At 63.7% G+C, this 26,988-nt stretch carries 24 protein-coding genes; 14 read left to right on the top strand and 10 right to left on the bottom strand.

Annotation, left to right across the window (positions count from 1 at the left end; all coding sequences use genetic code 11):
- The first annotated feature begins 21 nt into the window (after positions 1-21).
- From DJFAAGMI_RS19830 to DJFAAGMI_RS19820, 3 genes are all read left to right on the top strand, one after another.
- Positions 22-2,028, top strand: coding sequence for a DUF3300 domain-containing protein (locus tag DJFAAGMI_RS19830; protein ID WP_211458599.1), 2,007 nt, complete (start codon positions 22-24; stop codon positions 2,026-2,028).
- Positions 2,029-2,146: 118 nt separating this feature from the next.
- On the top strand, positions 2,147-2,773 hold the full coding sequence (locus tag DJFAAGMI_RS19825; protein ID WP_211458597.1) for an FMN-binding negative transcriptional regulator: 627 nt from the start codon (positions 2,147-2,149) through the stop codon (positions 2,771-2,773).
- A 113-nt stretch (positions 2,774-2,886) separates the two neighbouring features.
- Positions 2,887-3,768 (top strand): M23 family metallopeptidase, encoded by an 882-nt coding sequence (locus DJFAAGMI_RS19820; protein ID WP_211458595.1) that lies wholly within the window; start codon positions 2,887-2,889, stop codon positions 3,766-3,768.
- Positions 3,769-3,880: 112 nt separating this feature from the next.
- Here the strand turns inward: DJFAAGMI_RS19820 and DJFAAGMI_RS19815 are convergent, their stop codons facing one another.
- Entirely contained in the window at positions 3,881-4,387 is a 507-nt protein-coding gene (locus DJFAAGMI_RS19815) for a DUF2242 domain-containing protein (RefSeq protein WP_052223941.1), read from the bottom strand.
- 380 nt (positions 4,388-4,767) lie between these two features.
- Here DJFAAGMI_RS19815 and DJFAAGMI_RS19810 point away from each other — a divergent pair, with 380 nt between their 5' ends.
- Positions 4,768-5,598, top strand: a complete 831-nt coding sequence (locus tag DJFAAGMI_RS19810) for an META and DUF4377 domain-containing protein (protein ID WP_211458593.1) — start codon at positions 4,768-4,770, stop codon at positions 5,596-5,598.
- Positions 5,599-6,022: 424 nt separating this feature from the next.
- Here the strand turns inward: DJFAAGMI_RS19810 and DJFAAGMI_RS19805 are convergent, their stop codons facing one another.
- Complete coding sequence (locus tag DJFAAGMI_RS19805) at positions 6,023-6,370, bottom strand: MoaF-related domain-containing protein (protein WP_043005470.1); 348 nt, start codon at positions 6,368-6,370, stop codon at positions 6,023-6,025.
- Between the two features lie 344 nt (positions 6,371-6,714).
- Between DJFAAGMI_RS19805 and DJFAAGMI_RS19800 the strand changes: the two genes are divergently transcribed.
- Positions 6,715-8,010, top strand: coding sequence for an MFS transporter (locus DJFAAGMI_RS19800; protein WP_211458591.1), 1,296 nt, complete (start codon positions 6,715-6,717; stop codon positions 8,008-8,010).
- A gap of 101 nt (positions 8,011-8,111) precedes the next feature.
- Here the strand turns inward: DJFAAGMI_RS19800 and DJFAAGMI_RS19795 are convergent, their stop codons facing one another.
- A complete protein-coding gene (locus DJFAAGMI_RS19795) occupies positions 8,112-9,107 on the bottom strand; it encodes a diaminopimelate dehydrogenase (protein WP_211458589.1) in 996 nt (331 codons plus the stop codon).
- A gap of 81 nt (positions 9,108-9,188) precedes the next feature.
- Entirely contained in the window at positions 9,189-10,079 is an 891-nt protein-coding gene (gene rarD, locus DJFAAGMI_RS19790) for an EamA family transporter RarD (RefSeq protein ID WP_211458799.1), read from the bottom strand.
- A gap of 201 nt (positions 10,080-10,280) precedes the next feature.
- Here rarD and DJFAAGMI_RS19785 point away from each other — a divergent pair, with 201 nt between their 5' ends.
- A complete protein-coding gene (locus DJFAAGMI_RS19785; protein ID WP_211458587.1) occupies positions 10,281-11,033 on the top strand; it encodes a pseudouridine synthase in 753 nt (250 codons plus the stop codon).
- 52 nt (positions 11,034-11,085) lie between these two features.
- Here the strand turns inward: DJFAAGMI_RS19785 and DJFAAGMI_RS19780 are convergent, their stop codons facing one another.
- Positions 11,086-12,105, bottom strand: coding sequence for a DHH family phosphoesterase (locus DJFAAGMI_RS19780; RefSeq protein WP_211458585.1), 1,020 nt, complete (start codon positions 12,103-12,105; stop codon positions 11,086-11,088).
- 338 nt (positions 12,106-12,443) lie between these two features.
- Between DJFAAGMI_RS19780 and DJFAAGMI_RS19775 the strand changes: the two genes are divergently transcribed.
- Positions 12,444-13,643 (top strand): M20 aminoacylase family protein, encoded by a 1,200-nt coding sequence (locus DJFAAGMI_RS19775; RefSeq protein WP_211458583.1) that lies wholly within the window; start codon positions 12,444-12,446, stop codon positions 13,641-13,643.
- Between the two features lie 61 nt (positions 13,644-13,704).
- On the opposite strand, the gene DJFAAGMI_RS19770 is transcribed toward DJFAAGMI_RS19775, so the two are convergent.
- Together DJFAAGMI_RS19770 and ylqF are read right to left on the bottom strand one after the other, a co-directional pair.
- The gene (locus DJFAAGMI_RS19770; RefSeq protein WP_211458582.1) at positions 13,705-15,990 is read right to left on the bottom strand and encodes a putative bifunctional diguanylate cyclase/phosphodiesterase; all 2,286 of its coding nucleotides are present in this window, start codon (positions 15,988-15,990) and stop codon (positions 13,705-13,707) included.
- Positions 15,991-16,148: 158 nt separating this feature from the next.
- On the bottom strand, positions 16,149-17,096 hold the full coding sequence (ylqF, locus tag DJFAAGMI_RS19765; RefSeq protein ID WP_211458581.1) for a ribosome biogenesis GTPase YlqF: 948 nt from the start codon (positions 17,094-17,096) through the stop codon (positions 16,149-16,151).
- A gap of 123 nt (positions 17,097-17,219) precedes the next feature.
- Between ylqF and DJFAAGMI_RS19760 the strand changes: the two genes are divergently transcribed.
- Together DJFAAGMI_RS19760 and DJFAAGMI_RS19755 are read left to right on the top strand one after the other, a co-directional pair.
- Positions 17,220-17,444: a hypothetical protein gene (locus DJFAAGMI_RS19760; protein WP_003053269.1), complete on the top strand. Its 225-nt coding sequence runs from the start codon at positions 17,220-17,222 to the stop codon at positions 17,442-17,444.
- Positions 17,441-17,659, top strand: coding sequence for an oxidoreductase-like domain-containing protein (locus DJFAAGMI_RS19755; protein WP_211458580.1), 219 nt, complete (start codon positions 17,441-17,443; stop codon positions 17,657-17,659). Before DJFAAGMI_RS19760 ends, DJFAAGMI_RS19755 begins: the two co-directional genes overlap by 4 nt.
- A gap of 17 nt (positions 17,660-17,676) precedes the next feature.
- Here DJFAAGMI_RS19755 and DJFAAGMI_RS19750 read toward each other — a convergent pair whose 3' ends face one another.
- The 3 genes from DJFAAGMI_RS19750 to DJFAAGMI_RS19740 all read right to left on the bottom strand — a co-directional run bounded on the left by DJFAAGMI_RS19750 (position 17,677) and on the right by DJFAAGMI_RS19740 (position 22,248).
- Positions 17,677-19,338 (bottom strand): methyl-accepting chemotaxis protein, encoded by a 1,662-nt coding sequence (locus tag DJFAAGMI_RS19750; protein ID WP_249334569.1) that lies wholly within the window; start codon positions 19,336-19,338, stop codon positions 17,677-17,679.
- 154 nt (positions 19,339-19,492) lie between these two features.
- Positions 19,493-21,019, bottom strand: coding sequence for a glutamate--cysteine ligase (gene gshA / locus DJFAAGMI_RS19745; protein ID WP_211458578.1), 1,527 nt, complete (start codon positions 21,017-21,019; stop codon positions 19,493-19,495).
- Between the two features lie 317 nt (positions 21,020-21,336).
- Positions 21,337-22,248: an SDR family NAD(P)-dependent oxidoreductase gene (locus DJFAAGMI_RS19740; RefSeq protein ID WP_211458577.1), complete on the bottom strand. Its 912-nt coding sequence runs from the start codon at positions 22,246-22,248 to the stop codon at positions 21,337-21,339.
- 552 nt (positions 22,249-22,800) lie between these two features.
- Between DJFAAGMI_RS19740 and DJFAAGMI_RS19735 the strand changes: the two genes are divergently transcribed.
- The 5 genes from DJFAAGMI_RS19735 to DJFAAGMI_RS19715 all read left to right on the top strand — a co-directional run bounded on the left by DJFAAGMI_RS19735 (position 22,801) and on the right by DJFAAGMI_RS19715 (position 26,986).
- Positions 22,801-23,106 carry a 2Fe-2S iron-sulfur cluster-binding protein gene (locus DJFAAGMI_RS19735; RefSeq protein ID WP_211458575.1) on the top strand — a complete coding sequence of 102 codons (306 nt, stop codon included), beginning with the start codon at positions 22,801-22,803 and terminating at the stop codon, positions 23,104-23,106.
- A gap of 340 nt (positions 23,107-23,446) precedes the next feature.
- Positions 23,447-24,568, top strand: a complete 1,122-nt coding sequence (gene ribBA / locus DJFAAGMI_RS19730) for a bifunctional 3,4-dihydroxy-2-butanone-4-phosphate synthase/GTP cyclohydrolase II (RefSeq protein WP_003053263.1) — start codon at positions 23,447-23,449, stop codon at positions 24,566-24,568.
- Positions 24,569-24,583: 15 nt separating this feature from the next.
- Entirely contained in the window at positions 24,584-25,057 is a 474-nt protein-coding gene (gene ribH, locus DJFAAGMI_RS19725; RefSeq protein ID WP_003053262.1) for a 6,7-dimethyl-8-ribityllumazine synthase, read from the top strand.
- On the top strand, positions 25,050-25,586 hold the full coding sequence (gene nusB / locus DJFAAGMI_RS19720) for a transcription antitermination factor NusB (protein WP_043005483.1): 537 nt from the start codon (positions 25,050-25,052) through the stop codon (positions 25,584-25,586). The genes ribH and nusB overlap by 8 nt, the downstream gene beginning before the upstream one ends.
- A 206-nt stretch (positions 25,587-25,792) precedes the next feature.
- Positions 25,793-26,986 (top strand): pyridoxal phosphate-dependent aminotransferase, encoded by a 1,194-nt coding sequence (locus DJFAAGMI_RS19715; protein WP_211458573.1) that lies wholly within the window; start codon positions 25,793-25,795, stop codon positions 26,984-26,986.
- Positions 26,987-26,988 lie beyond the last annotated feature (2 nt).

Below are 26,988 nucleotides of genomic sequence, written 5' to 3'. Positions count from 1 at the left end.
GCGCGGCGCAAGGAGCGTCAGATGTCGCATTTCCCCAGGACCCGGCCCCAACAGCCGGAACTGCAGCCAAACACGGTCGCCCGCCTATGGCATCCGGGCATGATTGCCCTGGCCGCCGCCATGGCGCTGAGCGCCTGCAACGACAAGGATTCGCCGATCAAGGCGGACAGTGCGCCCTCGGCCTCGGCATCGGCCGCCATGTCCGATGCCCCACAGCCTCAGCCCGCAGCCTATGTGCCACCCGGTGCTGACGCGCTCTACCGGATGGTGGCGCCGATTGCGCTTTACCCGGACAAGCTGGTGGCCCAGATCCTGGCCGGTGCCACCTATCCAGACCAGATCAGCGCCGCCGAAACCTGGTTGGGGCAGAACCCCGGACTGCAGAAGACGGCGCTGAGCAACGCCGTCAACGCCCAAAACTGGGACCCTTCCGTCAAATCACTGACCCAGTTTCCCAACGTGCTGGAACAGCTGGCTTCCAACCTGCCCTGGACCACGGCGCTCGGCAAAGCCTATTACAACGATCCCTCGGATGTAATGAACGCCATACAGGTCATGCGCAACCGGGCCTACAAGGCCGGCACGCTCAAGACCTCCAGCCAGCTCAAGGTCAACCTGGCGTCCACGCCTGCCGCCGTGGCCTATACGCCAGGAGCCGTGGTCACACCGCTGCCCGACCCTGTCATAGAGCCACCGGAGCAGTTTATTGAAATCAGCCCCTCCCAAGTTGATACGGTCTACGTTCCTCAGTACGACCCGGCTGCGGTCTACGGTGAGCCGCTGCCCGTATATGGCGGCTACCGCTATGTGGAGGTGCCGCCTTCGGCTCCCGTGGCCGGCGTGCCCGTGATGGCCGGCCTCATGGGCTTTGGCACCGCCATCGTGCTGGCCGGGTCCATGGACAGGCATCCGTCCTGGGGCTGGAATGCCTGGAATATGCACTGGGGCGATCCTGAAAGGCCCTGGCGTCACGGCGAGCGTCCCCCGCCCCCGCAGGCCCGTCCGGCCGTGGTCTACAACAACACCACCTATATATCGCAGTCGCGAACCGTGGTGCAGAACATCCATCGCACGGACAACACCTATATCAACAGCATCCATGAAAATGCCACAGGCGAGCGCCGCGAGCCGGCCATGCAGCCCCAGTCGGCAGGCGTCCTTGCGGGGCCGGGGACAATGGCTGCGGGCGCAGCCGTCGGTGCCGCCGCCATGGCAGCCGGTGGCCATGGCCTGAACCAGCGCCAGCCAGCACAGAGCCCCCTGGCTACACAGCTACCGGGCAGGCCGGGCTTTGCCCAGGGACCAAACCAGGCTCCAAACCAGGCTCCAGGCGGGCCGCGCGCGTCCAATGGCAATGCCTTGATGCCACCCCAAGACCCGCATGATCGCCATCCACCGCAGGCACCGCAGATGCAGGCTGCCATGGCCGAGAAAGCCATGCAGCAACGTCCACAGGAGCCAACCCAGCGCCAGCAAGCAATGCAGCAAGTCCGCGAGCAGCAGGAGCGCCAGCGACAAGCCCAGATGCAGCAGCAGCGCGCCCAGGAGCAGGCTCAACGCCAGCAGCAAATGCAGCAAGGCCGTGATCAGCAAGAGCATCGGCAGCAGGCACAAATGCAGCAGATGCAACAGCAGCNCGCCCANGAGCAGGCNCAGCGCCAGCAGCAAATGCAGCAAGCCCGAGAGCAGCAGGAGCGCCAGCANCAAGCCCAGATGCAACAGCAGCGCGCCCAGGAGCAGGCCCNGCGCCANCAGCAAATGCAGCAAGCCCGTGAACAGCAAGAGCATCGGCAACAGGCACAAATGCAGCAGATGCAACAGCAGCGTGCCCAGGAGCAGGCTCAGCGCCAGCAGCAGATGCAGCAAGAGCGCCAGCAGCAAGCCCAGATGCAGCAACAGCGGGTGCAGGAACAGGCCCAACGCCAGCAGGCACAGATACAGGCTCAACAGCACCAGGCCGAGCAGCAGGCCCGCATGCAGGCGGCGCGCGCCGAGGGCCGCTCACGCGGGGATCGCGAGCACCGCTGAAACGTCGCTCGCCCTCATGCCAGGCCGCCTTTCACGCAGGCGGCTTGTGAGTGCGCGGCCTGCACGGCTGTATAAACAAGGCCATGCGTTTTTGCGCCACTCACTGCAGCAGGTCTTCATGTACAACCCCAGCCATTTCAAGGTCGACGACCCCACCGCCCTGCATGCCCTTATCCAGGCTCACCCGCTGGGTTGCCTGGTCACCCAGTCCGACGCGGGACTGGATGCCAATCACCTGCCGTTCGAGTTGCTGCAGGACGAGGATGGCTTGCTACGCCTGATCGCCCACGTGGCGCGCGCCAATCCTGTGTGGCAGCAGATCAGGGACGACAGCTCCGTGCTGGTGATCTTCCGTGCCGAGCAGGCCTATATCTCTCCCAGCTGGTATCCCAGCAAGCACGAGACCCACGAGCAGGTCCCGACCTGGAACTACCGTGTGGTCCATGCCCATGGCCGCATCAGCGTGCGCGACGATGAGAAGTTCGTGCGCGGCGTGGTGGGCCGGCTCACCCGCCGCCACGAGGCCAGCAACAATGCCCAGGCCCCATGGAAGATGAGCGACGCTGCGCCCGACTATCTGCAGCGCATGCTCGGCGCCATCGTGGGCCTGGAAATTAGCGTTGACCGCCTGGAAGCCAAGTTCAAGCTGAGCCAGAACAAGCAGCAGCGCGACCGGCTCGGTGCAGTCCAGGCCCTGGAGCAGCGGGGACAGCTGGACCTGGCCCGGAACATGCGCCAGCCCTGATCGCGCTGCCGGTCTTCAAGGCACAGCCAGCGTAAAGCTCACGTGTCTGTATCGCCTTTAGCTCCGCTATCGATAGCAATACAGCACAATGCCTGCACAACACGATAAGCACCATGCCGACCGAGAAACTTACCAGCCCCTCTCTCCCGCCCGAACGCCGTCGCCTGCTGCAATGGATGGCGCAAACAGCGCTGTTTACCGCCGCACCGGCCTGGGCAGCACGCAGCACCAGCTCGGACAGCGCGCTCTGGCCGCAGGACAGCAGGGTTCCCGGTGGCGTCGCGCGCCTGTCGCTGGGCCCGGCTTCCGCACGCCCCCTGGTCACAACCGCAGAGTCCGAGGTTCTGGTGGTGGGCGACATGATCGAGTGGACCGCACTGGTGGGCATACCGCTTGCCACCACACCGGGCGAGCAAAGCGTTGGCGTGAAGACCGATGGCCGTTCGCGCAGCATGAGCTTTACGGTGCGCGACAAACAGTATGTGGAGCAGCGCCTCAAGGTCTCACCCAAGACGGTGGATCTGTCTGCCGAAGACAATGCCCGCTACGAACGCGAGGCCGCCCACCTGAAGACCGTGATGGCCACCTTCACCGAGCCGCCACCTTCCGGCAGCCTGCACATGCGCGTGCCGGTGCCGGGCCGCCGCTCCAGCAGCTTCGGCCTGCGCCGTGTCTTCAACGGCCAGTCACGCAATCCGCACAGCGGTATGGACATTGCCGCCCCTACGGGCACGCCAGTGCGCGCACCGCTGCCCGGCAAGGTGATCGATGTGGGCGACTATTTCTTCAACGGCGGCACGGTCTGGCTGGACCACGGCGGCGGCCTGCTCACCATGTACTGCCACCTGAGCCAGGTGGATTGCAAACCGGGCGACCAGTTGCAGACGGGCGATGCCTTTTGCAAGGTCGGAGCCACCGGCCGCGTGACCGGACCCCACCTGCACTGGAGCGTGATGCTGAACCGCGCCATGGTGGATCCGGCGCTGTTCATCTGAACGGATCTCGCCGACAAAAAAGCGGCTCCCCGAGCCGCTTTTGACTATATTGCTATCAAATAAGGACCTCAAACTCATACCCATCAAGCGCTACAGGCCGATTTAATCGAAACTATGGCGCATCCTGATCCTGCTTCAGATAGTTCTCCACCAGCTCGAAAAAACTATCGTAGAAGCTGCGTTTGGAAATGGTCTCGCTGCCGACCTTGACCAGTGAATCGTTGCTGGAAGAAAAGGGCAGCGACAGCGACCCCAGAGCACTCACACCCACGCTGGCCGAGGTCGCGCTCTTCTTGAGCGAATAGCGATCCTGCAGCGCCGTCGCGAAACCCAGGCTGACCATGCCGTCGCTGGTCTGCGGCACACAGACCACACGGAAATTGATTTCCAGGTTGGTCTCTGTATTGGGCTGGAAGTTCTTGCGCCCTTCGATCAGCTCCTGCGTCCTGGCCGTGGCGATATAGCCCTGGCTCAGCAAGGCGCGGCGCGCGGCCTCGCAGGTCTGTGCCGGTGTCGCATCAAAGCCGCGAGAGAAGGTGGAACTGGAGTCGAAAGTCTCCTGCACCGGCATCTGCTGCGGTGCAGTGGCCGAGCAGGCGCCCAGCAATCCCGCCAACATGCCAACAGCACCCAACCGCCCCCAATTCAGACCGAACAAAGCAACACCACCTAAGCGCACAGAAACTCCTTGATGCCCGGACCATATTCTCTTCCACAGCCCTAGCTTCGAAGCGTAGCAGCTTGGCAAAGGCTAATTTGACGAAGCGCTGTCTGGCCGTACGGATTTTTGCGATCTTTACCGGTCTTTCATCCTTCTGGTTTTGCCACGCCCGTCAGCGAGCTGCATTTGTTGACACTCTGAGGCCATGGAACGTCAAAACAATGACCAAGGTTGGGTTAAGGTCAGATACAACCCGCAGGGAACTGATATGGTCAGCCAGACTCTTTTTGTGCTGACACGGTTTGCCGTATTCCTCCATTCCCCCAAAAGGAAACTCTATGAAATTTCGCTGGACCTGGTGCCTTCCCCTTGTTGCTTCCATGACGCTGGCCGCCTGCGGTACGACAGGCGGCGGTGCAGACAAGCCCGGCCCCTCCGGCCCTACAGGCCCCGCAGGTGATGCCGCATCGCTGACCGCCTATCACTGGAAGCTGCAGCAGGCCTACACGCCTGCCGGCAATGAGGACCAGAGCTGGTTCCTGAGCTCCAGCCAGGCCCCCATCGAGCTGGACTTTGTGGACCAGCGCGTCGTCGTCAAGAATCTGTGCAACGTCATCTCGTCGGCCTACAGCATCGAAGGCCAGCGCATCAATCTGCAACGCGGCATGAGCACCTTGCGTGCCTGCAACGACAACCAGCTGATGATGCTGGAGCAGCAGGTCGCGCGCATTCTGCCAACGGCCAAGCAGTGGAAAGTGCAGCTCGCCGGCTCCGCCGCAGAGCAGCCTCGCCTGACGCTGCAGTTCATCGACGGCACGCGCTGGCAGCTCAACGGCAAGCCCACCGCCCAGACCCAGTACGGCAGCGCGCCCGAGCGCATCTTTCTGGAGGTGGCCCCCGAGCGCAAGGCCTGCAGCCACGGCGTGATCAAGGACTACCAATGCCTGCAGGTGCGTGAAATTCGCTATGGCGACAACGGCGTCAAGACCTATACCGGTCAGTGGGAAAACTTCTACAGCGAGATCGAAGGCTACAAGCATGAAGCCGGCGTGAGCAATGTGCTGCGCATCAACCGCTTCAAGCGCCAGAACGTGCCCGCCGACGCATCGAGCTATGTCTATGTGCTGGACATGGTGGTGTCTTCGGCCATCGCCGACAAGCGCAAATAAGCCAGCACCCTGGCACCGAAAAGCCGGCCATGGTGCCGGCTTTTTTGCATTCTCATGCGCCGATGTTTCACGCCCGCGCGCGCATCCGTCACGGTTTGCTGCCGGATGCGATTTCCGTTTGGCCATAGCCACTTAGAGTGGCATTGCCTGAACGCAACCGCTCGGCAAGCACGATGGCAGGTTATGCCCAGCGACTGTGGAGCCGCCTGTGGACAAACCTCGGGAAAACGGAGCAAAGCCGCACCGGTGCTAGCTTGGGCCGCAGCGATCAAAAAATACGCAGCGTCCGGTGGTCCTTTGATGTTTCACGGACAAAAAACCGACATCGTTCGGATGTCGGCAAGAGAGGAAGACACTGACCTCTCACACACACTCTTTGCGCTGACCCCTGCCTGCGCTGCATGCCGGGCAGGAGCCGGCAGATTCAACGCAGGCGGAAGCGGCCTTCGACAAACATGGAGGAACGATGACCGGTTTCGCACTGGTTGTCGGCATAGGACCAGAAGGCCTGCACAGTACCTTTGGCCGAATCGATGACCTGGCTTACCGTGAAGCCGGTTTTCTCGATCCAGTTCAGAAAGTGCAGATGGTCGCTGAGTTGCAGATAGCTGAGGTTCTCGCAGCCCTCGGAGATATGCCCCTGCGAGTCCACCACGCGCCAGCGCATCTGCCCGCTGGCGGTATAGCGGACCTGGGCCTGACTGTCCGGGAATTCAATGACTGCTTCGCGGCCCAGAAGAGTTCCTGCGTATTGCATCGAAAGCATGGACATGATGTCACTCCTTGAGAGAAAGCTTCGCTATTCATAAAGCCAAACCGTTTGCGTGAAGCTATGATGAATCCGCGCCGTTTTTTTGCGTGTGGGAAAGTGACTCATGCCTTCGTCGGTAAACATTTTTTGACAAACAAGGCTTCTCTCCTGCACGGCTTGACGGCCAATCCGCAGCCTGCTTGCCGGATACGAACTGCAGCAGAAGTGAATGCTCATGGCGGCCACAAGTTGTGCAGAAAACAAGGCGATCGCGCATACTCGGCCCTCTGACCTTTCAGGTCGCCGAGGCAGAAGGCCAGCCCAGGCCTTCCCCAGCCTCCCCGGCCGCATTCACGGATCTCACCTTGTCCAGCCCCGTCCCACCCAGCGCCCCCCAGGCCTCCACTGTTGCGCCCTTGCGCGACCCCGCTTTTGTCAATTTCGTGCTGGCACGCATGCTGGCCATGTTTGCCCAGCAGATGCAGGCCGTGGTGGTGGCCTGGCAGGTCTACGACATCACACGCGAGCCGCTGTCTCTGGCCTATGTGGGGCTGGCGCAGTTCCTGCCCATGGCGGGCCTGCTGATTCCCGCCGGTGATCTCAGTGACCGCATGAGCCGCAAACGCCTGCTCGGCATCAGCTGGCTGGTGGCCGCGGTGTGCTCGGGACTGCTGTGGCTGCTGGCCGAGAGCGGAGCGCACGATGTGCACTGGATCTATGCCGTGCTGGTGCTGTTTGGCTGCAGCCGGGCGTTCAGCGGACCGGCGCTGCAAAGCCTGCTGCCGCAGATCGTCGCCCGCGAGCAACTGGCCAAGGCCCTGGCCACCAACAGCATGCTGATGCGCATCTCGGCGATTGCCGCTCCCGTGCTGGGCGGCCTGCTCTATGCACTCGGTGGCGGCGTGCTGACCTATGCGGTCTGCGGCATCGCCCTGATTCTGGGAGCGGTCCTGCTGAGCCAGGTCCCCGTGCGCTTTGCCAGCCCCATGATCGGTATCGACGGGCAAACCACCATGTGGCAGCGTTTTGCCGAAGGTCTGCATTTCATGCGCACCCGCCCCATCATCCTGGGCACCATCTCGCTCGATCTGTTTGCCGTGCTGCTGGGCGGCGTGGTGGCATTGCTGCCCGTCTATGCACACGAGGTGCTGCAGGTCGGCCCGCAAGGCCTGGGCCTGCTGCGCTCCTCCATGGCCGCGGGTGAGGTCTGCATGGGCCTGTGGCTGGCGTCTCGCCCCATCAACCGCCACGTGGGCAAGGTGATGTTTGCGGCCGTGGCCGTGTTCGGACTGGCCAACCTGGTGTTTGCGCTATCGCACTGGTTTGTGCTGTCCATGCTGGCCTTGGCCGTGGCCGGTGCAGCCGATATGGTCAGCGTCTATATCCGGGGCGCACTGGTGCAGTTTTCCACACCCGACCATATGCGCGGCCGCGTGAATGCGGTGAACATGCTGTTCATCGGCTCTTCCAACGAGCTCGGCGAGTTCCGCGCGGGCAGCAGCGCCTCCTGGTTCGGTGCGGTTCCCGCCGCCATTCTGGGCAGTCTGTGCACGCTGGGCGTGGTGGGCGGCTGGATGACGCTGTTCAAGCCGCTGCGCGATGTGGACAGGCTGGAGGATGCCGCACGCGTGAGCGGTGTCGCCGCCCCCGCAGCCACTTGAGCCAGCCTGGCTGACGGCGATTCATCGATCGACGCTGCAGCCTGTTCCCATCCAAAAAGCCTCGCCGGTGTCGCGAGGCTTTTTTTCATGGCTGCAGGGGTTTACAGCAGCTCGGCGCGCAGCTGGTCGGCGCTCTTGGGCGAGAGCAGGCCGGGGGCCACGTCAAACACGGTCTTGCCGCCGTGCTGGCCGCTCTGGGCCATGCGGTGCACGGCACGGGCATAGGCCACCAGCACGCTGGAAGTGAACTCGGGGTTGCTGTCCAGCTGCAGACGGTATTCGATGACCTGCCTGTTCTCGGCACTGGTGTTGCCGCTGCGGATCACAAACCCGCCATGGGGCATGCGGGCATGGTCGCGGGCCAGTTCCTCGGCACTGATGAAATGGACCGTGGTGTCGTACTGGTCGAAGTAGTGAGGCATTTCCACGATGGTCTTGCGCACGGCCTCGGCATCGGCCCCCTGCTTGAGCACCACATGGCATTCACGCTGGTGCTTTTCGCGGGTGGACAATTCAGGGCGCACGCCGGAGCGCACCTTGTCGACAGCCTCCTGCACGGGGATGGTGTACTGCACGCCGCCGGCCACGCCTTCCACGCGGCGGATGGCATCGGAATGGCCCTGGCTCAGGCCCTTGCCCCAGAAGGTGTGGGTGGTGCCGTCAGGCAGCAGGGCTTCGCCGAGCACGCGGTTGATGGAGAACATGCCCGGGTCCCAGCCCGCCGAGATCAGGGCCGTGCACTGTCCGCCCCGGGCGGCCTTGTCCACATTGGCAAAGTGCTCGGGGATGCGGGCATGGGTGTCAAAGCTGTCGACCAGATTGAAATGGGCCGCCAGCTCGGGCGCCTGCGTGGGCAGATCGTCCTTGGAGCCGCCGCAGAGAATCAGCACGTCGACCTGGCCTTTGTGCGACAGCAAGGCGTCCATGGAGTGCACGGACGTGCCGGCATCCAGGGGCTTGAGTCCGGAAGGGTCGCGACGGGTGTAAATCCCCTTGAGCTGCATGTCGGGGTTCCTGGCGACAGCAGCTTCCACGCCGCGGCCCAGATTGCCGTAACCGACGATAGCAACGCGGATAGGGGATGGGGTCGATGCCATGACGAGCAGTTCCTTCAAAGAAAACAAAGTTTCCATTATTGCCCTGCGACGCACCAATCTGGGGCAACAACTCCGGCACTCTCAGTCCGATGTGTGTGAACGCCCACGCCATGAATGCAGCAGGCCGTCGAGGATCAGCAGGCCCACGGCGGCAAAGATCAGCGCGTAGCTGGTCTGCTGCTGCGGCTCCATGCTCTCGCCCAGCAGCCAGGCCACCACGACCAACAGGACGGGTTCCACATAGGACAGCAGTCCGAACAGACCCAGCTGCAGCCAGCGACTGGCAATCATGTACAGCGCCAGCGCCACGGCGCTGACCATACCCAGCAAGGGCAGCAGGGCCCATAGCATCGGATGGCCCGCCACCAGCGGCCAGCTGCCGGGCGCGCGCAATGTGAAGCCGACGGCCACCGGCACCAGCATGGCCATGTCGATCCAGTGACCGGCCAAGGTATCGGTCTGCAGCCAGCGACGCAGCGAGAAATACACCGTGTAACCCAACGCCACCACCCAGGTCTCCCAGGACATCCCGCCCGCCTGCCAGAGCTCATGTGCCACGCCCGCAGCCGCCACCAGTGTGGCCAGGCCCTGGCCGGGGGTCAGGCGCTCGGCAAACAGCAAGCGCCCGGCCACGACCATCACCAGCGGCAGCAGAAAATAACCAAGCGACACCGGCAGCGCACGCCCGTTCATGGGGGCCCACATGAAAATCCAGAGCTGCACGCCCAGCAGCGCCGAGCTCAGCACCAGCAGCAGTCCAAAGCGGGGCTGGGCCAGGGCTCGCGCCAGCAAGGTGCGCACCGCCGCTACCTCTTTGAGAGCGAACAGCAGGGCCGTTGTGAAAGGCAGCGTCACCAACACGCGCCAGCCAAAGATCTGCTCGCCATCGAGCGGGGTGAGAAAAGGCGATAGGTAATACAGCGAAGCGAACAGCATGGACGCGAGTACCGAAACCACCACGCCCTTGAACATCACAGACACGAGATCAAGCCTCCAAATGGCTGCCAGCCTTGATCCGTCATGCGCTGGCAGCAGTCTCCCACAATGGGCCGACGTCGAGCGGCCCGCACCGATTCTCGGCGACAGCGCGGCCTGCCGGCAGGCAGACCCTGGTCAGCAAAGCTTTGCACTGTGCGCTAGAGTGCGGCTCGCCCTGTACTGCCTGCCCACTTCATGCCCGACGCCGCCCACAATCCCTTTTTGCATATCCTCTGGCAGGACGAGCATCTGGTCGCGGTCTACAAACCCGCCGGCTGGCTGGTGCACCGCACAGGGCTGGATGCGCACGAGACCCGCTTTGTCATGCAGACGCTGCGTGACCAGCTGGGCCGCCACGTCTGGCCCGTGCACCGGCTGGACAAGGGCACTTGCGGTGTGCTGCTCATGGCGCTGAACAAGGAAGCGGCCCAGGCCCTGGCGGCCCGCTTTGCAGCCCATGAAACCCGCAAGGAATATCGGGCCCTGGTGCGCGGCTGGCTGCCCGAAGCGGTGGAAGTCGATCACCCCCTCAAGCCCGACGATGCGCCCGAGGATGCTCCGGTGCAGGAGGCGCACACGCGCCTGCGCTGTCTGGCACGCCTGTCCTGGCCCGAAAGCTGGGACGGCCGGCACCCCGAGACCCGCATCAGCCTGGTCGAGGCCCTGCCCACTACGGGCCGCCGACACCAGATCCGCCGCCACCTCAAGCATGTGGCCCACCCCATCATCGGCGACGCCACCCACGGCAAGGGGCCGCTGAACCGCTGGTGGGCCGAGCGCCTGGGTCAGCAGCGGCTGTGGCTGCATGCCAGGGCACTGGAGATCGCCCACCCCGTGAGCGGCCAGCTCCTGCGCTTCGAGGCCGACTGGTCTGCCCTGCCCCAGGTGCAGGAAGCGCAGGACTGGCAAAAGCTGCTGGCCCTGCCGGGCTGGCAGCCTACCCCATAAAAATAGCTTCCAGCCCTTTTATATAAAGCGCTGAAAGCTATGATTTTTAAAATCAGACGGACTTGGGCGTGGCACGAACCCACTTGCCTTCCTCGTCGAACTGCAGGCTGGGTGCGGCCGCAAACTCGTATTGCGCCTCGGGATCGGCCTTGAGCTCGCCCTGCAGCAATTCCACCAGACGCTCGTTGCCCATTTTGAAGCCACAAGCTTGGGCGTGACCGCCGCCTCCAAAGCTCTCGGCCAGAGGAATGCAGTTGAACTCCGAGCGCGAGCGCAGGCCCACCTTGGTGCCCTTGTGATTGGCATGCCACATCAGGGCAAAGCTGCCGCTCTGGCGTGCCAGCAGGTCGCCCACCTGGCTGTGGAACATGCCGGGGCAGTTGACCATCAGGCCCTGCCTGCCGTTGAACACCAACACCTGGGCGCCGTCGGCGATATCGACGCATAGCTTCTGGAATTTTTCGTCCATGGCACCGCCGCGGGCCATGTAGACGGCTTCCTGCTCAGGCGTGAAAGCTGCGATCTCGGCCCAGCGCTCGAAGCTGCGCACGGGCTCCATGTCCAGTGCCGCCAGAAAGGCCGCGCTTTCGGGGAACTCCCATTTCCAGATGTCGCGGTCCTCGATGTAGCGAATCAGGCCGGGCACGGGCTTGTCGGCCTGGAAAAACTCCCAGGCCAGGCGTGCGCCGGACTTGTTCATATCGAAATGGATCACGCCGCACTGGCACTGGTAGCCGCTGAGCTTCTCGGCCGCGCTCTTGTGGTGGTCCAGCACCACGAGCTTGGCCACGCGCGACTCGATCTCGGCCATCAGTGCGGGCTCGAAGGCAAAGTCCAGCACATAGACGGCGCGACCGGCCAGCTCGCCCAGATCGTCGGCCGTCTGAATCTCGCCGTGGTCCAGGCCGCGAAACTCGGCCTGGCCTTCATAGAACAGCCAGGCCGCGAGCGCCGCGCCAAAACCGTCGGGGCAGCGACGACCATGGTAGAGGATGAGGGGCTTGGGATCGTTGCGATCGGGACGCACCAGCAGTTGCTGGAACAGGGAGATTTTGGCGTTCTGTGCGGTCATAAGCTCGTATTTTCGCCGTTTGCGCCGCAGCAAGCTGGTGCGCAGGACATTGCCGCAGCATCAGACCGTTGCCAGAGCCACTGCCCGGGCCCGCAAAAACATGACTGACGGGACATTCGCCTCCGAGCGCTACAGAGATCGGGCCTGGTGAGTCACCGCTTGCTTTTTTCTCGGTTAGCACAAACGCTGAAATCCCTGATTTCGGTATCTACCTAAGCCCCCACTCCTCGCGTACGCCTATGATGGGGGTCTTGCTATTGAAATGCTGCGGTCACCGGCAGGCCCGCGACGCTTGCCTGCCACGACAGTTACAGCGCTGGGTGCTCCGCGGCCCCTGTATGCGATCTACACCCGATATCACTCCTCACCTCGGTACGCTGCTCAGTTTTCGCCGCGACCTGCATGCCAATCCTGAGCTCAAGTACGAAGAGCACCGCACCGGCGACAAGGTCGCCGCATACCTCACGGCCCTGGGCCTGACCGTGCATCGTGGCCTGGGCCAGACTGGCGTCGTCGCCAGCATCTACGGCAAGGGCCGCAGCAAGGACAACCCCGGTCGCAGCATCGGCATCCGCGCCGACATGGATGCCCTGCCCGTCACGGAAATCAACACCTTCGAGCACATCAGCCAGAACAAGGGCCGCATGCACGCCTGCGGCCACGACGGCCACACCACCATGCTGCTGGGAGCCGCGACCACGCTGGCGCAGCAGCCCGACTTTGACGGAACGGTGCACCTGATCTTCCAGCCAGGCGAAGAAGGCGGTGCCGGCGCCAAGGCCATGATGGATGACGGCCTGTTCGAGAAATTCCCCTGCGAGGCCGTGTTTGCGCTGCACAACTGGCCCTCGCTGCCGGCCGGCCAGATGGCCGTGCGTGTGGGCCCCATCATGGCCTCCACCCTGCGCTTCCAGATCAAGGTGCACGGCAAGGGCGGCCACGCCGCCATGCCCCACACCACGCTGGACCCGATCCCCGTGGCCTGCGCCATCGTCAGCCAGCTGCAGACCCTGGTCTCACGCAGCACCGACCCCCTGGATTCGGCCGTGCTCACCGTGGGCAAGATCACCAGCGGCACCGTGGAAAACATCATTCCCGATGACGCCATCATCGCCGGCACCGTGCGCACCCTGAAGAAGGAAACGCGCGAGATGTTCATCGAAGGCATCAAGCGCATCAGCGAGCATGTGGCCGCAGCCCACCTGTGCAGCGCCGAGTTCACCCTGCGCCCCGGCTCCTATCCCAACACCACCAACCATGCCCGCGAAGCCAAGTTCATGGCCGCCGTGATGCGCGAGGCCGTGGGTGAGGACAAGGCCTTTGACGACGTGTTGCCCGCCATGACCTCGGAAGACTTCGGCTTCATGCTCGAGGCCGTGCCCGGTGCCTATGGCTGGATCGGCAACGGTCCTACCAACGGCCAACCCGGCGTGAGCCTGCACAATCCGGCCTACGACTTCAACGATGACAACATCGGCCGCGGCTCCCGATTCTGGGATCTGCTGGCGCGTCGCTACTTCGAGCAGCCGGCAGCCTGATCACGGCCAACCACGGCATTCATCGCTGAAAGCCCTCAACCAGCAATGGTTGCGGGCTTTTTCACGTCTTGGCATCCGTATCGGGCTCGCCCAGTACCTCGACCTGCCAGCGCTGCTGCGGTATGGGCATCCCGAGCAGCATGCCCTGCAGCACGATATCCGGGTTCCATCGCGTCAGCTGCAGCGCCTGTTCGGACAGCTCCACGCCTTCGGCCACCACGCGCAGCTGCAAGCGGTGCGCCACCAGCAGCATGGCCTCCACCAAAGCCGCGTCCTTTTCGGAGCGATGGCTGCCGCTGACGAAGCTCCTGTCGATCTTGAGTTCCTGGATCGGCAGATGCTGCAGGCTGTACATGCTGGAATAGCCGGTGCCGAAGTCATCGAGAGAGATCTCTATCCCCAGGCCGCGCAGAGCCAGCATGCGCCGGCGCGCCTGGTCCAGATCCCGCAGCAAGGTGCCTTCGGTGATCTCCAGCGTCAGCTGGCGCGCATTGGCACCGGTCTCCCTCAGTATCTTGTCCAGCGTGGCCATGAAGTCCTCATGCCCGAACTGCTGGGCGCTGACGTTGACCGACAGACGCAGACCGCGCTCCGCCATTGCCGGTCTCGCCAGCAGCGTACAGGCCTGACGCAGCACCCAGTCACCCAGACGCACGATGAGCTCGGACTCCTCGGCCACCGGAATGAACTCTCCCGGACTGACCAACCCCCATTCCGGATGCTGCCAGCGCACCAGCGCCTCGGCGCCCACACAGCGGCCGCGCGCATCGGTCTGGCTCTGCAGATACAGGCGCAGCTCTCCCTGGGAGATGCCGTGGTACAGATCCTTGGCAATGCGCACGCGCCGGTAAACATCCTGAGCCATGCGCGGCTCGAACAGGACCACGCTGCCCGGCCCGCCCTGCTTGGCCTCATGCAGGGCCACGCTGGCAAAGCGCAGCACGTCATGGCTGTTGCCGCCCTTGAGGGCCGGCTCCAGCACCGCGCCGCCTATGCAGCAGCTGACAAACTCGGTCTCGATCCAGCTATTGAGGGAAAACGGCTTCTGCAAGGCCTTCTTCAAGGTCAGCGCGTACTGCTGCAGCTGCTCCTCCACGCCCTGGGCATGCTTGTGCAGACTATCGAAGACGATGGCAAATTCCGCAGCCGCGATACGCGCAATCCAGGCATCGTCAGGCAGCGCCTCGACCAGTCTGGCCCCCATGGCCTGCACCAGCTCATCGCTGTGCTGCATGCCATGCACATCGTTGAAGACGGAAAAGCGATCCACATCCAGAAGCAGCAGGCCATGGCAGGCGTCCTGGCGGGCCAGGTTCAGCTCGCGCAGATGCAGGGTCAGCGAATGGCGGTTGGGCAGGCCCGTGAGCGGGTCCAGATAGACCAGGTCATGGATGCGGCGCTCGGCCAGCACACGCTCGGAGAGATCGCGCTTGAGCTCCACATAATTGACGACCTCGCCCTGCGGCGTGCGAATCGGCGTCACCAGCACCGATTCGCGCAAGGCCTCGCCCTTGCTCGTGCGATTGGTCATCTCGCCGCGCCACAGCGTCCCCGTGGCCAGCTGCTTGAGCGCGCGCTGACGATGACTGCGATCCATGCCCATGGTGGAGACCAGCTCGGTCGACTGGCCGAGCACCTGCTCGCGCGCATAGCCCGAACGGCTCAGAAAGGCCTCGTTGACATACACGACCTTCAGTTGGGGATCGGTGATGACGATGCTCTCCGGGTTCTGCTCGACCGCCCGGTAGAACTTGCGCAGCTCGTTCTGACTGGCCTCCAGCGCAGCCAGCGTTTCCATGCTTTTCTGAACGCGTCGTCCCAGGCTGGCCCTGGCCTGCAGGCAAATGATGAGCACCAGCATCATCATGCCCACCACATGTATCAGCGCCAGCAGGTGCTCGGTTGCCGACAGCGCCGCAGCGGGCATGCCGATCTGGGGCGCCAGCCACCACAGGGCGGCAACGACCAAGGTGGACAGGCCCAGCATCGCCAGGGCGGCACGCGTGCCCTGCACCCAGACCGCAACCACCAGCCAGGCCGGGAAAGCCATCACGGCGGGCCCGTAAAGCCCTCCCGTGTGCCAGGCCCAGAGCAGGCTCAACAGCCAGTTGCCCCAGACAAAACAGGACACGGCCCAGGCCCATTTCCTGGTCTTGGCCAGTCCCATGCACAGCAGCGACAGCAGCATGACGCCGCCGGACAGCGCCAGGTCCATGTCGTCCACAGCGGGTGCCAGCAACCAGACCAGACTCATCATGGCGCCCAGGACCCACATCCAGAGACAGCCCAGCCACACCATGCGACGCATGGGCAACCTGTATCTGGCCTCGACAAAATGACGCCGCATGCAAGCCCTTTAGCATTCAGACTGAATGATGAATGCTAGGGGTAGTTGCCAATTAGTTCAATCGCCCTGGCAAGTCTGATTCAGAAAATCTGCACGCCAGGCCTGCCTGCCCGATGCCATCTGCCTGCGCCGCCCGGGGCCGGGCGTCAGCCGCAAGCTCAGGGCTGCCGGCGGCGCGCGCTTCGGCGCGCCTTGGTCTGGGCGTCCTTTCTGGCCTGGCGCTCCACATCCTTTTGCTGGCCCTCGGCAAGCCAAGCCTCAAATTCAGCTGGTGTCTCCAGCGTGATGCGGCCGATGCTCACATCGCGGAAGTCCGTCAGCACCAGCTCGGCCGCCTTCTGCAGATTCACGCGGCCGCCACTCATCACGGCACCGCGCTTTTTGCCGATCAGCGTCAGCAACTCGTCATCGTGCAGCGCCGCAATGTCCTCGGCCGAGATGCCCAGCTTGTAGCGCGCCTCCAGCATGGGGGCATAGTGCTTCTGCAAATACAGCAGCAGCTCCAGCGCCACCAGGTCTTCGTCGTAGGCATTGCGTCCCACGGCGCCGCTGGCGGCCAGGTTGTAGCCGCTTTTCTCCACGATGATGCGCGGCCACAGCATGCCCGGCGTGTCCCAGAGGTAGAAATCGTCGGCCAGCACGATGCGCTGCTCCAGCTTGGTCACACCGGCCTCGTTGCCGGTCTTGGCCTGGGTCTTGCCGCTCATGGAGTTGATCAGCGTGGACTTGCCCACATTGGGTACGCCGCAGATCAGCACGCGCATGGGCTTGGCCAGACCGCCGCGCGAGGGCGCCAGCAGCTTGCACTGCTCGATCAGGCGCTTGGTGGGCGCCGGCTCCGAGGCGTCCAGCCCGATGGCGCGGGTCTCGCTCTGGGCGTTGTACCAGTCCATCCAGGCCTTGGTCTGGACGGGATCGGCCATGTCCTGCTTGTTGAGTATCTTCAGGCGCGGCTTGTGGCCGGTCATCTCCTGCAGCAGGGGATTGGCGCTGGAGCCAGGCAGGCGCGCATCCAGAACCTCGATGACCACATCGATTTCCTTGACGCGCTCCGTGATGGCCTGACGCGTCAGATGCATGTGACCGGGAAACCATTGGATGGCCATAGCGCAGATCTTTCTTGTTGTGCGGGGTGTGGGCACGCAATCGGCGCAAACACCCTTTTATGTCGGTGAATTCAGGCGCGCAAGGATAATCTGCCTCTGCCTTTCTGACCTGTCCGCTCGCTTATGCCCCTGCCATCCGCCCCCCAAAAGCCCAAATCCCGCAACGAAATCCTGATCAAAGGCCTGACGATTGCGCTGATCGGCATCATCATCTTGCTGGCTCCGGTGTTCAAGCCCGAAAGCGGCATCGCCCAGCTGTTTGCCCAGTCCCACATCGTGGGCTGGTTCGCCCTGGTGCTGGGTCTGGCATTCATCGCCCAGTTTCTCTGGGTTCGCTTCAGGAAATGAGCGATGCAGCCCTGCTGCAGCCGCTGACCCAGGCTCGCAGCCAGATCGCACTCTGGCAGCAGCGCGCCGCGGCAGCGGAGGTTACGCTGCGCCAGCCGCCACCCGAGCCCACGAGCTGCTGCGGGCGCGGCTGCAACGGCTGCGTCTGGGAAGGCTATTACGGTGCGCTGTCTTTCTGGCTGGAAGATGCGTCCGAAGCCCTGATCGCAGGCTGAAATCAGGCTGCCAAAACTTATGCCGTTTCGGCTTCCAGCGCAGGCAGGGTACGCGGACGAGCCTCATCTTTCATAGCATCATCATCGAAATCGATATCGACGATCTCGTTGCCCAGCGACGGGTAGCTGACCCGGAAACGCCCTGCCCCGGCCTCCAGTCGCTGCGCCTGATGGAATAGCTCGCGCGCCGCCGCACTGGACTCCGCCACCAGGCCCGCGTTCTGGCTGGTCATATGGTCCAGGGCCTGCACCGCCTCGCTGATCTGGGCAATGCCCTGGTTCTGCGCCTGGGCTGCCTCGGTGATCGATGCAATCAGACCGCTGACCGTGCGCACATCGCGCACGATATGCTCCATGCGCTGACCGGCCTGCAGCGCCAGCGTCTGGCCCGACTTCATCTGCCGGGTGGAATGGTCCATCAGCTGGCGGATCTGCTTGGCCGCTTCGGCACTGCGCTGGGCCAGCTCGCGTACCTCGGCTGCCACCACGGCAAAGCCGCGGCCCTGGGTGCCGGCCCGCGCCGCCTCCACTGCGGCATTCAGCGCCAGGATATTGGTCTGGAAGGCAATTCCGTCTATCACCCCCACAATGGCGGCCACCTGCTGGCTGCTCTGCGCCATGTGCTCCATGTTGCGCACCACCTCCTGCACCACGCTGCCGCCGCTGGCCGCCGCCTCGGCAGCGCTGCGCGCACTCTGGTCGGCATGGCGCGCACTGTCGGCCGAATGAGTGACCAGGGTGACCATGTTTTCTATGCTGCTGACCGTGGCCTTGAGCTGCTCTGCCGCATGGGCCGTGCGATCGGAGAGGTCGCTGTTGTCCTGCGCCATCTGGCTGGATGCGGCGGCCACGGCCTCCACGCCGCCCTGCACCTCACCCACCAGGCCCCGCAGCTGGCGCGTCATCAGCGCCAGCGACTGCATGAGCCGACCCAGCTCGTCGCTGCGCCCCGTTGACGGCGGCGAAAAACTCAGATCGCCTGCCGCAATCGTCTGCGCCAGCTGTACGGCCTCGCTCAGGGGAGTGGTGATGGAGCGAATCGTCGCCAGCGACAGCAGCGCCCCCACCAGACCCATGAACAGGCCCACACCCACGGCCATGCGCTTGGCGACGGCGGTTTGCTCGCGCCCTTGCTGCTCGGCATCCAGGCGCTGCTGCTGCTGGGCCTCGATGAAGGCATCCTGGGCCTGGACATAGCGCCTGGAGGCCGGGATCAGTTGCTCGTCCACCAGCTTCTGCGCCTCCCAGGCCTTGCCCAGATCGCGCGCCTGATAGGCCTTTTCATAGATATCGAGCACGGCCTTGCGCTCCTGCTCCACCTTGGTCAGCCCGCCCCGATCCACCTCGGTCTGGGCATCGGCCTGCACCTGCTGCTGCAGACCTGCGGCCTGCTGCATCAGCCCGCGCGCTTTCTGCGAAAGCTGAGCGATCAGATGCTCCTCCGACGAGAGCACGCTGGCCAGCGCGGCCTCCACACTCTGCAGTGTCAGCGCCTGCCAGCGCAGCGCCAGATTGATGCGCTTGTCCGTGGCCTGCACCGCTGCGCTGACCCGCTGCTCCACATTCTGCAAATAGCTGAACAGGCCGCCTGCCACCAGCACATTGCACAGCAACAGCCCCAGGAACAAGGCCCACATCTTGCGAGCCACCGAAAGGTTCTGGAATTTCTTCAACAACATGAGCACACCGCCGATCAAGCGCGGAGCGCAGTGCCCCGCCGATCGTTACGATATGAAACACAGATGACGAGGCTGTGACACCACCGCCCGCGCAATGGGAAAAGCGCTTGCAACCCGCAGGCCGCAAGCGCTTTCAGCGACTGAGCTCAGACAATCAGCGCAGGCTGGCAGGGTCCATATAGCGCTGGCGCCACTCTTCGAACGTCATGGTGTCGGCGGCCTCGATGGCCTGCTGCGCGACCACCGACTCCTGGCTCATCTGCTCGTAGCGCGCCTGCTGCTCGGCCGTCCAGGGCATGGCCAGCAAGGCATCGCGCGCCTTGGCGGACTGCGTGGTCATGAAGTCGATGAAATGGTTGTCATAGGCGCCGGTGAGCTCCTGCAGCACATGGGCCGAGGGCGTGGACTGCGCGTCCTGCATGCGGGCCAGGGCCTGCTCCAACGCGGCGCTGTAGTCGCCCGTGCCATGCGCGGCATCCAGCGCCTGGGCATAGGGACGGCATTGCTCCAGCACTTCCTGCGCCCATTCGGTCAGCAGCACCTGCTGGCCGTTGCGCACCAGCGTCAGGCCCGGCTCCCGGCCCTGCTCGGCGGCCAGATGCTGGTTGTGCTTGAGGTCGGCGATTTCCTGGGGCGTGTCATCGGGGCTGTCGCTGTGCAGGCAGTGCAGCAGGAAGACGTCGATCATGCGCATGGTGGCCGGGGCGATGCCCACGGTTTCATACGGATCGATGTCCATGAGCCGCACTTCCACATACTCCACGCCGCGCTCGCGCAGCGCGTGCAGCGGGCGCTCGCCACTCTTGACGGTGCGCTTGGGGCGGATGGTGCCGTAGAACTCGTTCTCGATCTGCAACAGACCCGTGCCCAGCTGGTTGTAGTCGCCCCCGGGGTTTCTCACGCCCAGCTGCTCGTAGGCCGGGTAGGGACGGGTCAGCGCCTCATGCAGCGAGTCCGCATAGCCCTCGAGTCCGTTGTAGCTGACATTGATGCTGGACTGCGCATCGCTCTGATAGCCCAGACGCCCCATGCGCAGCGAGGTCGCATAGGGCAGATACAGTGCGTTCCTGCCGTCGCCCAGCGGCTGCAGGCGATGCTCGCGCCCTTCCACAAAGCAGGGACACAGCGCAGGAGAGGCACCGTACAGGTACAGCAGCACAAAGGCGTTGCGGCGGAAGTTGCGGATCAGCGCGAAGTACTGGTCGCTGCTCACTCCGGGCAGCGACCAGTTGTAATGAATCCCCGAGATGGTCTGCATGCGGCGGCCATAGCGGTGCCCCAGACCCATGCGGTAGACGCTCTTGGAGCGGCCCGAGTGCGAGCCGCCATAGCGGCCCAGCGGAATCGTCTCGTCCGTGGGCAACCGGCAGGGCATGCTGGCGTTCCACATCAGCTCGCCGCTTTCGCTGAGGTTGCGCAGCACGAACTGATGGACTTCGGTGAGCTCGTCCAGGCATTCCTCGACACCCAGGCGCGCGCCGGTGATGAGTTCCAGCTGGGACTCGCTGTAATCGGTGGTGATGTGCGGGTGCGTAAGAGCCGAGCCCAGTTCCGCAGGGTGCGGCGTCAGGGCCAGCGAGCCCGTGGCCAGTGCCCGCAGTCCCTCTTTCTCGATGCCGCGACGAATGCCCAGCAGCCTTTCGGCGGTGGGCATATTCACGGCGGCCTGCGATGTCTTCATTGTTTTTACCTTCTTAGTGAAGACGCTGACGACAAACCTCGTCTGCCCAATCGCGCCCAGACGGCGAATGATAGAGAAACAAGGCGCAACGCGAAGGCGGCTGGCCGCTTAACCACGTTTTTCGGCCTGTTGAGCTGCTACAAGCCCGTGGCTGTGCCAGAAATTTGTCAGGTTAACCGAAGCCCTGGCATGAGCACATGCTCACTCCCAAACGGAAAAAGCCCTCGCAAGAGGGCTTTTTTCAGCTGTGCTAATCGCAGCTGGCAGCCGTCGCTGCCGCCGGCACGGGCCAAAAAATGCCGCGAGCTTGGCTTTGATCAATGTCCATGCGCTTTCATGGCCTTGCCCACTTCCACCTGCCCCTGGACGGCACCGCTGGCCGGCACCTGCTGGCCCTCGCTGGCCGTGACTTCGGCCAGGCGCGCGGCCAGCTCCTCGGGAACGTTCTCGCCCATGCCCAGATAAATGCCCTCGGTCATGGTGATGTGTGCGGCCTCGAAACCGCCGGCACCTGCGCAGACAATGGTACGCGTGGGCGCGCTCTCGTGCGCCAGCACCAGCATGGCGGGCACCACGGCCTCCGGCTTCAAGGCTTCCAGTACCGGCTCGGGCAGCAGGCCCGCCGTCATGCGTGTGGCCGCCGTGGGGGCCAGAGCGTTGACCCGGATATTGTGCTTGGCGCCTTCGATGGCCAGCGTCTGCATCAGGCCCACCTGGGCAAGCTTGGCCGCGCCATAGTTGGCCTGGCCGAAATTGCCATAGAGGCCCGTGGACGAGGTCGTCATCACGATCCGGCCATAGTTCTGCTCCTGCATATAGGGCCAGACGGCCTTGCAGCAGTTGGCCGCGCCCATCAGGTGCACGTCGACCACCAGGCGAAAGTCGGCCATGTCCATCTTGGCAAAGCTCTTGTCGCGCAGAATGCCGGCGTTGTTGACCAGGATGTCCACGCGCCCCCAGGCCGTGATGGCCTGCTTGACCATGGCCTGCACGGCTTCGAAGTCGGTCACGGAGGCCGCGTTGGCAATCGCCTCGCCGCCCGCCGCACGGATTTCATCCACCACCTGCTGCGCCGCCGTGGCCGAGCCGCCCGAGCCGTCCACCGCGCCGCCCAGATCGTTGACCACCACCTTGGCGCCGCGCCTGGCCAGGGCCAGCGCGTGCAGACGCCCCAGACCGCCGCCCGCTCCCGTCACGATGGCCACACGACCTTGAAAATCCATTGCCATGATGTCTTGCTCCTTGCTTGTGCATTGATGCAATCACTTTAAGCCCCCATGCTGCAGCGCAACGTAGCGTTTGCGACTGCCTGCGGGTAAGTCTGGAGAGTGCTATTAATTTGGAAGCATTTACCGCAATCAATCACTTGATTTCAATATCAAAACTATTCAAATTTCAATATTTGCAAGCGCTAGAAGCTCTTTTTTCAATAGCAAATATCAGTCATCCACAAGCGACGGGCTTTTCCCCAATTTTTCTCAACAAGCCTGTGGACAAGCCTGAATAGCTTTTGCAGCAATGTTTCAAATGATTGATTTTTCAGGATTTTTACAAAATGCCTGTTTTTTGATCAGACCACCGCCGACAGACGGCCACTTATCCCGTCCTACGCTGGACATCCTTGTGAACAACTGCACCTGCCCCATGAATAAGTCAGGCAAGTCGTTGATTTATAAAGTTACATTTTTCGGCGCTGAAAAAACAGGCAATCCGTACCGGGCCCACGGCCTTGGCAAACCGGCTACAACAACGGGTTTTGCAAAGAATCACCACAGCGCCTCATGTCCAACGCCTCTGCTTTTGCCCCTCCCTTCTTCATCGCCAAGTGCGAGCCCAGCGGCCAGCAGGTCGACGCCTGGGCCGACCAGTCCCTGCTGGACTCGCTGGAGAGCGGCGGCGTGAACTGGCCCAGCTCCTGCCGCAACGGCACCTGCCGCACCTGCATGGGACAGCTGGTATCGGGCAGCGTGCACTACGACATCGAGTGGCCGGGCGTGACGACCGAGGAACAGGCCGAAGGCTATGTGCTGCCCTGCTGCGCCTATCCCGACAGCGATGTGGTGCTCAAGGATCATGAGTATCTGTAAGCCACTCTGAGCCGCCTTGCCGCTTCCCCCAAGGGGGACGGCATCCTCCGGGGCCGCTCTTGCCGGACGCCGCGCATTGGAACTGCGCCCGGTTCTTGCACTGCATCATGGTTTCAGGGTCGGCTCGCGCGCTCAAAGCCCGCTCTGCAATAGAATGAGCGCTTTCCGCTAGGCCTTGCCCTGCAGAAAGCGGCTCCGCCCAGGCGGCCCCCGCCTCACACGTTCTTTGGAAGTCCTGCCTGCGCCCGTGGCGGCGTCGGCAATGCCTCACTGGTGCGTGTCATGCGCCAGCCGCCGACTGCAGTGCATCGCATCCAGTTCACGTCCAAGAAGGCATTCCATGAACAGCTCCCTCCAACCCGTGCCCATCTCGCCCGTCGAAGAAATCGTGGCGGAAATGCGTGCCGGCCGCATGGTCGTTCTCGTTGACGAAGAGGACCGTGAGAACGAAGGCGATCTGGTTCTGGCGTCCGACCATGTCACGGCGGAGGCCATCAACTTCATGGCCCGCTTCGGCCGTGGCCTGATCTGCCTGACGCTGACCCGCGAGCGCTGCGAATTCCTCAAGCTGCCGCCCATGGCCGCTCGCAACGGCACCGTGTACAGCACGGCCTTCACCATCTCCATCGAAGCCGCCGAAGGCGTGACCACCGGCATCTCGGCCGCCGACCGCGCGCGCACCATCCAGGTGGCCGTGAACAAGAACAGCCAGCCCAGCGATCTGGTGCAACCCGGCCATATCTTCCCGCTGCAGGCCGTGGACGGCGGCGTGCTCATGCGCGCCGGCCATACCGAAGCCGGTTGCGATCTGGCCGCGCTGGCAGGCTGCACGCCCTCGGCCGTGATCTGCGAGATCATGAAGGACGACGGCACCATGGCCCGCCTGCCCGATCTGCAGCTGTTCTGCGCCGAGCATGGCATCAAGATCGGCACGATTGCCGACCTCATCGAATACCGCAGCCGCAACGAATCCCTGCTGCAGAAAGTGGGCAGCCGCCCCATGCAGACGGCCCATGGCGAATTCATCGCCCATGCCTTCCGCGACGTGCCCAGCGGCTCCGTGCACCTGGCACTGGTCAAGGGCGAATGGCAGCCCGACACCACCGTGCCCGTGCGCGTGCACGAGCCGCTGTCGGTGCTCGATGCGCTCGAAACCGGCCGCAACCAGCATTCCTGGTGCCTGGACGAAAGCCTCAAGTACATCAACGGCAATGGCCAGGGCGTGGCCGTGCTGCTCAACTGCAGCGAGTCCGGCGAACAGCTGCTGACCCAGTTCGAAGGCAAGGCCCGTTCGGCCCAGGCGCCTGAGCGCGGCCGCATGGACCTGCGCACCTACGGCGTGGGCGCGCAAATCCTGCGCGAGCTGGGCGTGAGCAAGATGCAGCTCATGGGCCAGCCCCGCCGCATGCCCAGCATGGCGGGCTACGGCCTGGAAATCACGGGTTACATCCCCAAGGAATAAGAGACGGAACACCAGATGCAAAACGCAGAAAAAGGCCAAGGCCAGAACCTCAACGGCGCCGGACTGAAGATCGGCATCGTGCAGGCACGCTTCAACGAAAGCATTACCAACACCCTGTTTGCCTCCTGCCGCGACGAGCTGCTGGCACTGGGTGTGAAGACCGAGAACATCGACCATGTCACCGTCCCCGGCGCACTCGAAGTGCCCGTGGCGCTGCAGACACTGGCCGACACCGATCAGTACGACGCCCTGGTGGCGCTGGGCTGCATCATCCGTGGGGAGACATACCACTTCGAGCTGGTAGCCAACGAATCGGGCGCAGGCGTGACACGCCTGAGCCTGGACTACCGGCTGCCGATCGCCAACGCGATCATCACCACTGAAAACATGGAGCAGGCCATCGCCCGCCAGGTCGAGAAGGGCCGCGACGCAGCCCGCGTCGCCGTGGAAATGGCCAATCTGCTCAACTCCTACGACGATCATGAGTGAAGAACAATCCAGCGAGTCCGGCTCGCGCCGCCCACCCCAGAAGCGCACCGGCCTGACCAGCACCGGCGCACGCAAGGCGGGCTCCAAGTCCAACCGCAGCCGCGCACGCGAATTCGCACTGCAAGGTCTGTATCAGCACATCGTGGGCCGCAATGCGGTGCTCGACATCGACCGCTTCACGCGCGATCTGGCCGGCTTTCACAAGGCCGACGTGGTGCACTACGACGCACTGCTGCGCGGCTGCGTGGAAAACGAAGTCTCCCTGGATGCACTGATCACGCCCAAGCTCGATCGCGGCCTGACAGAGATCTCGCCCATCGAACATGCCTGCATGTGGATTGGCGTGTACGAGTTCCAGAACTGCCCTGACGTGCCCTGGCGCGTGGTGCTCAACGAGTGCATCGAGCTGGCCAAGGAATTTGGCGGCACCGACGGTCACAAGTATGTCAACGCCGTGCTCAACGGGCTGGCTCCCGAGCTGCGTGCCACCGAAGTGGCGCATGACCGCGCCAACAAGTCTGCCAGCTGAAGCGCTTGACCTGCAGCGCCGCGCCTGTGCGGCCCTGCTGCCGCTGCATGCATAGTCAAGGCAAACACTGCAACAGGGCCGCTGGTGCTATCGTGCACCCGCTGGCTGGTTGCAGTTTTTTTATGGGCGCAAAGCTGCTGCAGCGCACGCCCTGCAGTTGCCAGATTGCTCCCGAACGCTGATTGATTGAAAGAATAACGTCGTCCATGTCCGTCATCGAGCTTTCCCGCCGCGCCCAACGCATCGAGCCTTTCTACGTCATGGAAATGGCCAAGCACGCGCAGGAAGTGGCCCGCCAGTCCAGCGCCAGCGGCACGCCCATGATCTACCTGAACATCGGCGAGCCGGACTTCAGCGCCCCGCCTCTGGTGCAGGAAGCGGCTGAGCGCGCCATCCGCGGCGGCCGCACGCAATACACCCAGGCACCGGGCCTGCCCGAACTGCGCGAGCGCATCAGCGCCTGGTACGCCAGCCGTTTCGGCGTGGACGTGCCGGCGCGCCGCATCATCATCACGGCCGGCGCCTCGGCCGCACTGCAGCTGGCCTGCCTGGCACTGATCGACGAGGGCGACGAGGTGCTGATGCCCGATCCCAGCTACCCCTGCAACCGCCACTTTGTCTCGGCGGCCGAGGGCAAGCCGGTGCTGATTCCCTCTTCGGCTGCGGAGCGCTTCCAGCTCAGCGCCGCCAAGGTCGAAGCGGCCTGGGGCGAGCGCACACGCGGCGTGATGCTGGCCTCGCCGTCCAACCCCACGGGCACCTCGATTGCTCCCGACGAGCTGCGCCGCATCCACGACGTCGTGCGCGCCAAAGGCGGACTGACCATCGTCGATGAAATCTATCTGGGCCTGTCCTACGACGAAGCCTTCGGCCAATCGGCCCTGAAGCTGGGCGATGACATCATCTCCATCAACAGCTTCAGCAAATACTTCAACATGACGGGCTGGCGCCTTGGCTGGATGGTGGTGCCCGAATCGCTGGTCGCGCCCATCGAGATGCTGGCCCAGCATCTGTTCATCTGCGCCAGCACCGTCTCGCAATATGCGGCCCTGGCCTGCTTCGAGCCCGAAAGCATCGCCGAATACGAACGCCGCCGCGCCGAGTTCAAGGCCCGCCGCGACTACTTCATCCCGGCTCTCGAATCGATCGGCCTGCCCGTGCCCGTCAAGCCCGACGGCGCCTTCTACGCCTGGGCCGACTGCCGCGCCGCGGCCGAAAAGCTCGGCGTGAAGGGCAGCTGGGACTTTGCCTATGCGCTGATGAACCAGGCTCACCTGGCCATCACCCCCGGCCGCGACTTCGGTCAGGCCGAGACGGCGAACTATGTGCGCTTTTCCACCGCCAACTCCATGGAGCAGTTGCAGGAAGCCATTGCTCGCATGAAAAAGCTCTTCTGCTGAAT

Origin of the sequence: Comamonas brasiliensis, assembly GCF_018292285.1 — a bacterium.
Classification (GTDB): domain Bacteria; phylum Pseudomonadota; class Gammaproteobacteria; order Burkholderiales; family Burkholderiaceae_C; genus Comamonas; species Comamonas brasiliensis.
This window is presented reverse-complemented; position numbering and strand designations above follow the sequence as displayed.

Bases quoted from the DNA above. Each gene is read 5' to 3' on its own strand.
- DJFAAGMI_RS19750 (WP_249334569.1), bottom strand. From the start codon at position 19,338: ATGTTGTTGAAGAAATTCCAGAACCTTTCGGTGGCTCGCAAGATGTGG.
- DJFAAGMI_RS19820 (WP_211458595.1), top strand. From the start codon at position 2,887: ATGCCGACCGAGAAACTTACCAGCCCCTCTCTCCCGCCCGAACGCCGT.
- DJFAAGMI_RS19735 (WP_211458575.1), top strand. From the start codon at position 22,801: ATGTCCAACGCCTCTGCTTTTGCCCCTCCCTTCTTCATCGCCAAGTGC.
- nusB (WP_043005483.1), top strand. From the start codon at position 25,050: ATGAGTGAAGAACAATCCAGCGAGTCCGGCTCGCGCCGCCCACCCCAG.
- DJFAAGMI_RS19795 (WP_211458589.1), bottom strand. From the start codon at position 9,107: ATGGCATCGACCCCATCCCCTATCCGCGTTGCTATCGTCGGTTACGGC.
- DJFAAGMI_RS19805 (WP_043005470.1), bottom strand. From the start codon at position 6,370: ATGTCCATGCTTTCGATGCAATACGCAGGAACTCTTCTGGGCCGCGAA.
- DJFAAGMI_RS19775 (WP_211458583.1), top strand. From the start codon at position 12,444: ATGCGATCTACACCCGATATCACTCCTCACCTCGGTACGCTGCTCAGT.
- DJFAAGMI_RS19825 (WP_211458597.1), top strand. From the start codon at position 2,147: ATGTACAACCCCAGCCATTTCAAGGTCGACGACCCCACCGCCCTGCAT.
- rarD (WP_211458799.1), bottom strand. From the start codon at position 10,079: ATGTTCAAGGGCGTGGTGGTTTCGGTACTCGCGTCCATGCTGTTCGCT.
- DJFAAGMI_RS19815 (WP_052223941.1), bottom strand. From the start codon at position 4,387: ATGTTGGCGGGATTGCTGGGCGCCTGCTCGGCCACTGCACCGCAGCAG.
- DJFAAGMI_RS19770 (WP_211458582.1), bottom strand. From the start codon at position 15,990: ATGCGGCGTCATTTTGTCGAGGCCAGATACAGGTTGCCCATGCGTCGC.
- ylqF (WP_211458581.1), bottom strand. From the start codon at position 17,096: ATGGCCATCCAATGGTTTCCCGGTCACATGCATCTGACGCGTCAGGCC.
- gshA (WP_211458578.1), bottom strand. From the start codon at position 21,019: ATGAAGACATCGCAGGCCGCCGTGAATATGCCCACCGCCGAAAGGCTG.
- DJFAAGMI_RS19715 (WP_211458573.1), top strand. From the start codon at position 25,793: ATGTCCGTCATCGAGCTTTCCCGCCGCGCCCAACGCATCGAGCCTTTC.
- ribH (WP_003053262.1), top strand. From the start codon at position 24,584: ATGCAAAACGCAGAAAAAGGCCAAGGCCAGAACCTCAACGGCGCCGGA.
- DJFAAGMI_RS19785 (WP_211458587.1), top strand. From the start codon at position 10,281: ATGCCCGACGCCGCCCACAATCCCTTTTTGCATATCCTCTGGCAGGAC.
- DJFAAGMI_RS19810 (WP_211458593.1), top strand. From the start codon at position 4,768: ATGAAATTTCGCTGGACCTGGTGCCTTCCCCTTGTTGCTTCCATGACG.
- DJFAAGMI_RS19760 (WP_003053269.1), top strand. From the start codon at position 17,220: ATGCCCCTGCCATCCGCCCCCCAAAAGCCCAAATCCCGCAACGAAATC.
- DJFAAGMI_RS19780 (WP_211458585.1), bottom strand. From the start codon at position 12,105: ATGACCGCACAGAACGCCAAAATCTCCCTGTTCCAGCAACTGCTGGTG.
- ribBA (WP_003053263.1), top strand. From the start codon at position 23,447: ATGAACAGCTCCCTCCAACCCGTGCCCATCTCGCCCGTCGAAGAAATC.
- DJFAAGMI_RS19740 (WP_211458577.1), bottom strand. From the start codon at position 22,248: ATGGCAATGGATTTTCAAGGTCGTGTGGCCATCGTGACGGGAGCGGGC.
- DJFAAGMI_RS19755 (WP_211458580.1), top strand. From the start codon at position 17,441: ATGAGCGATGCAGCCCTGCTGCAGCCGCTGACCCAGGCTCGCAGCCAG.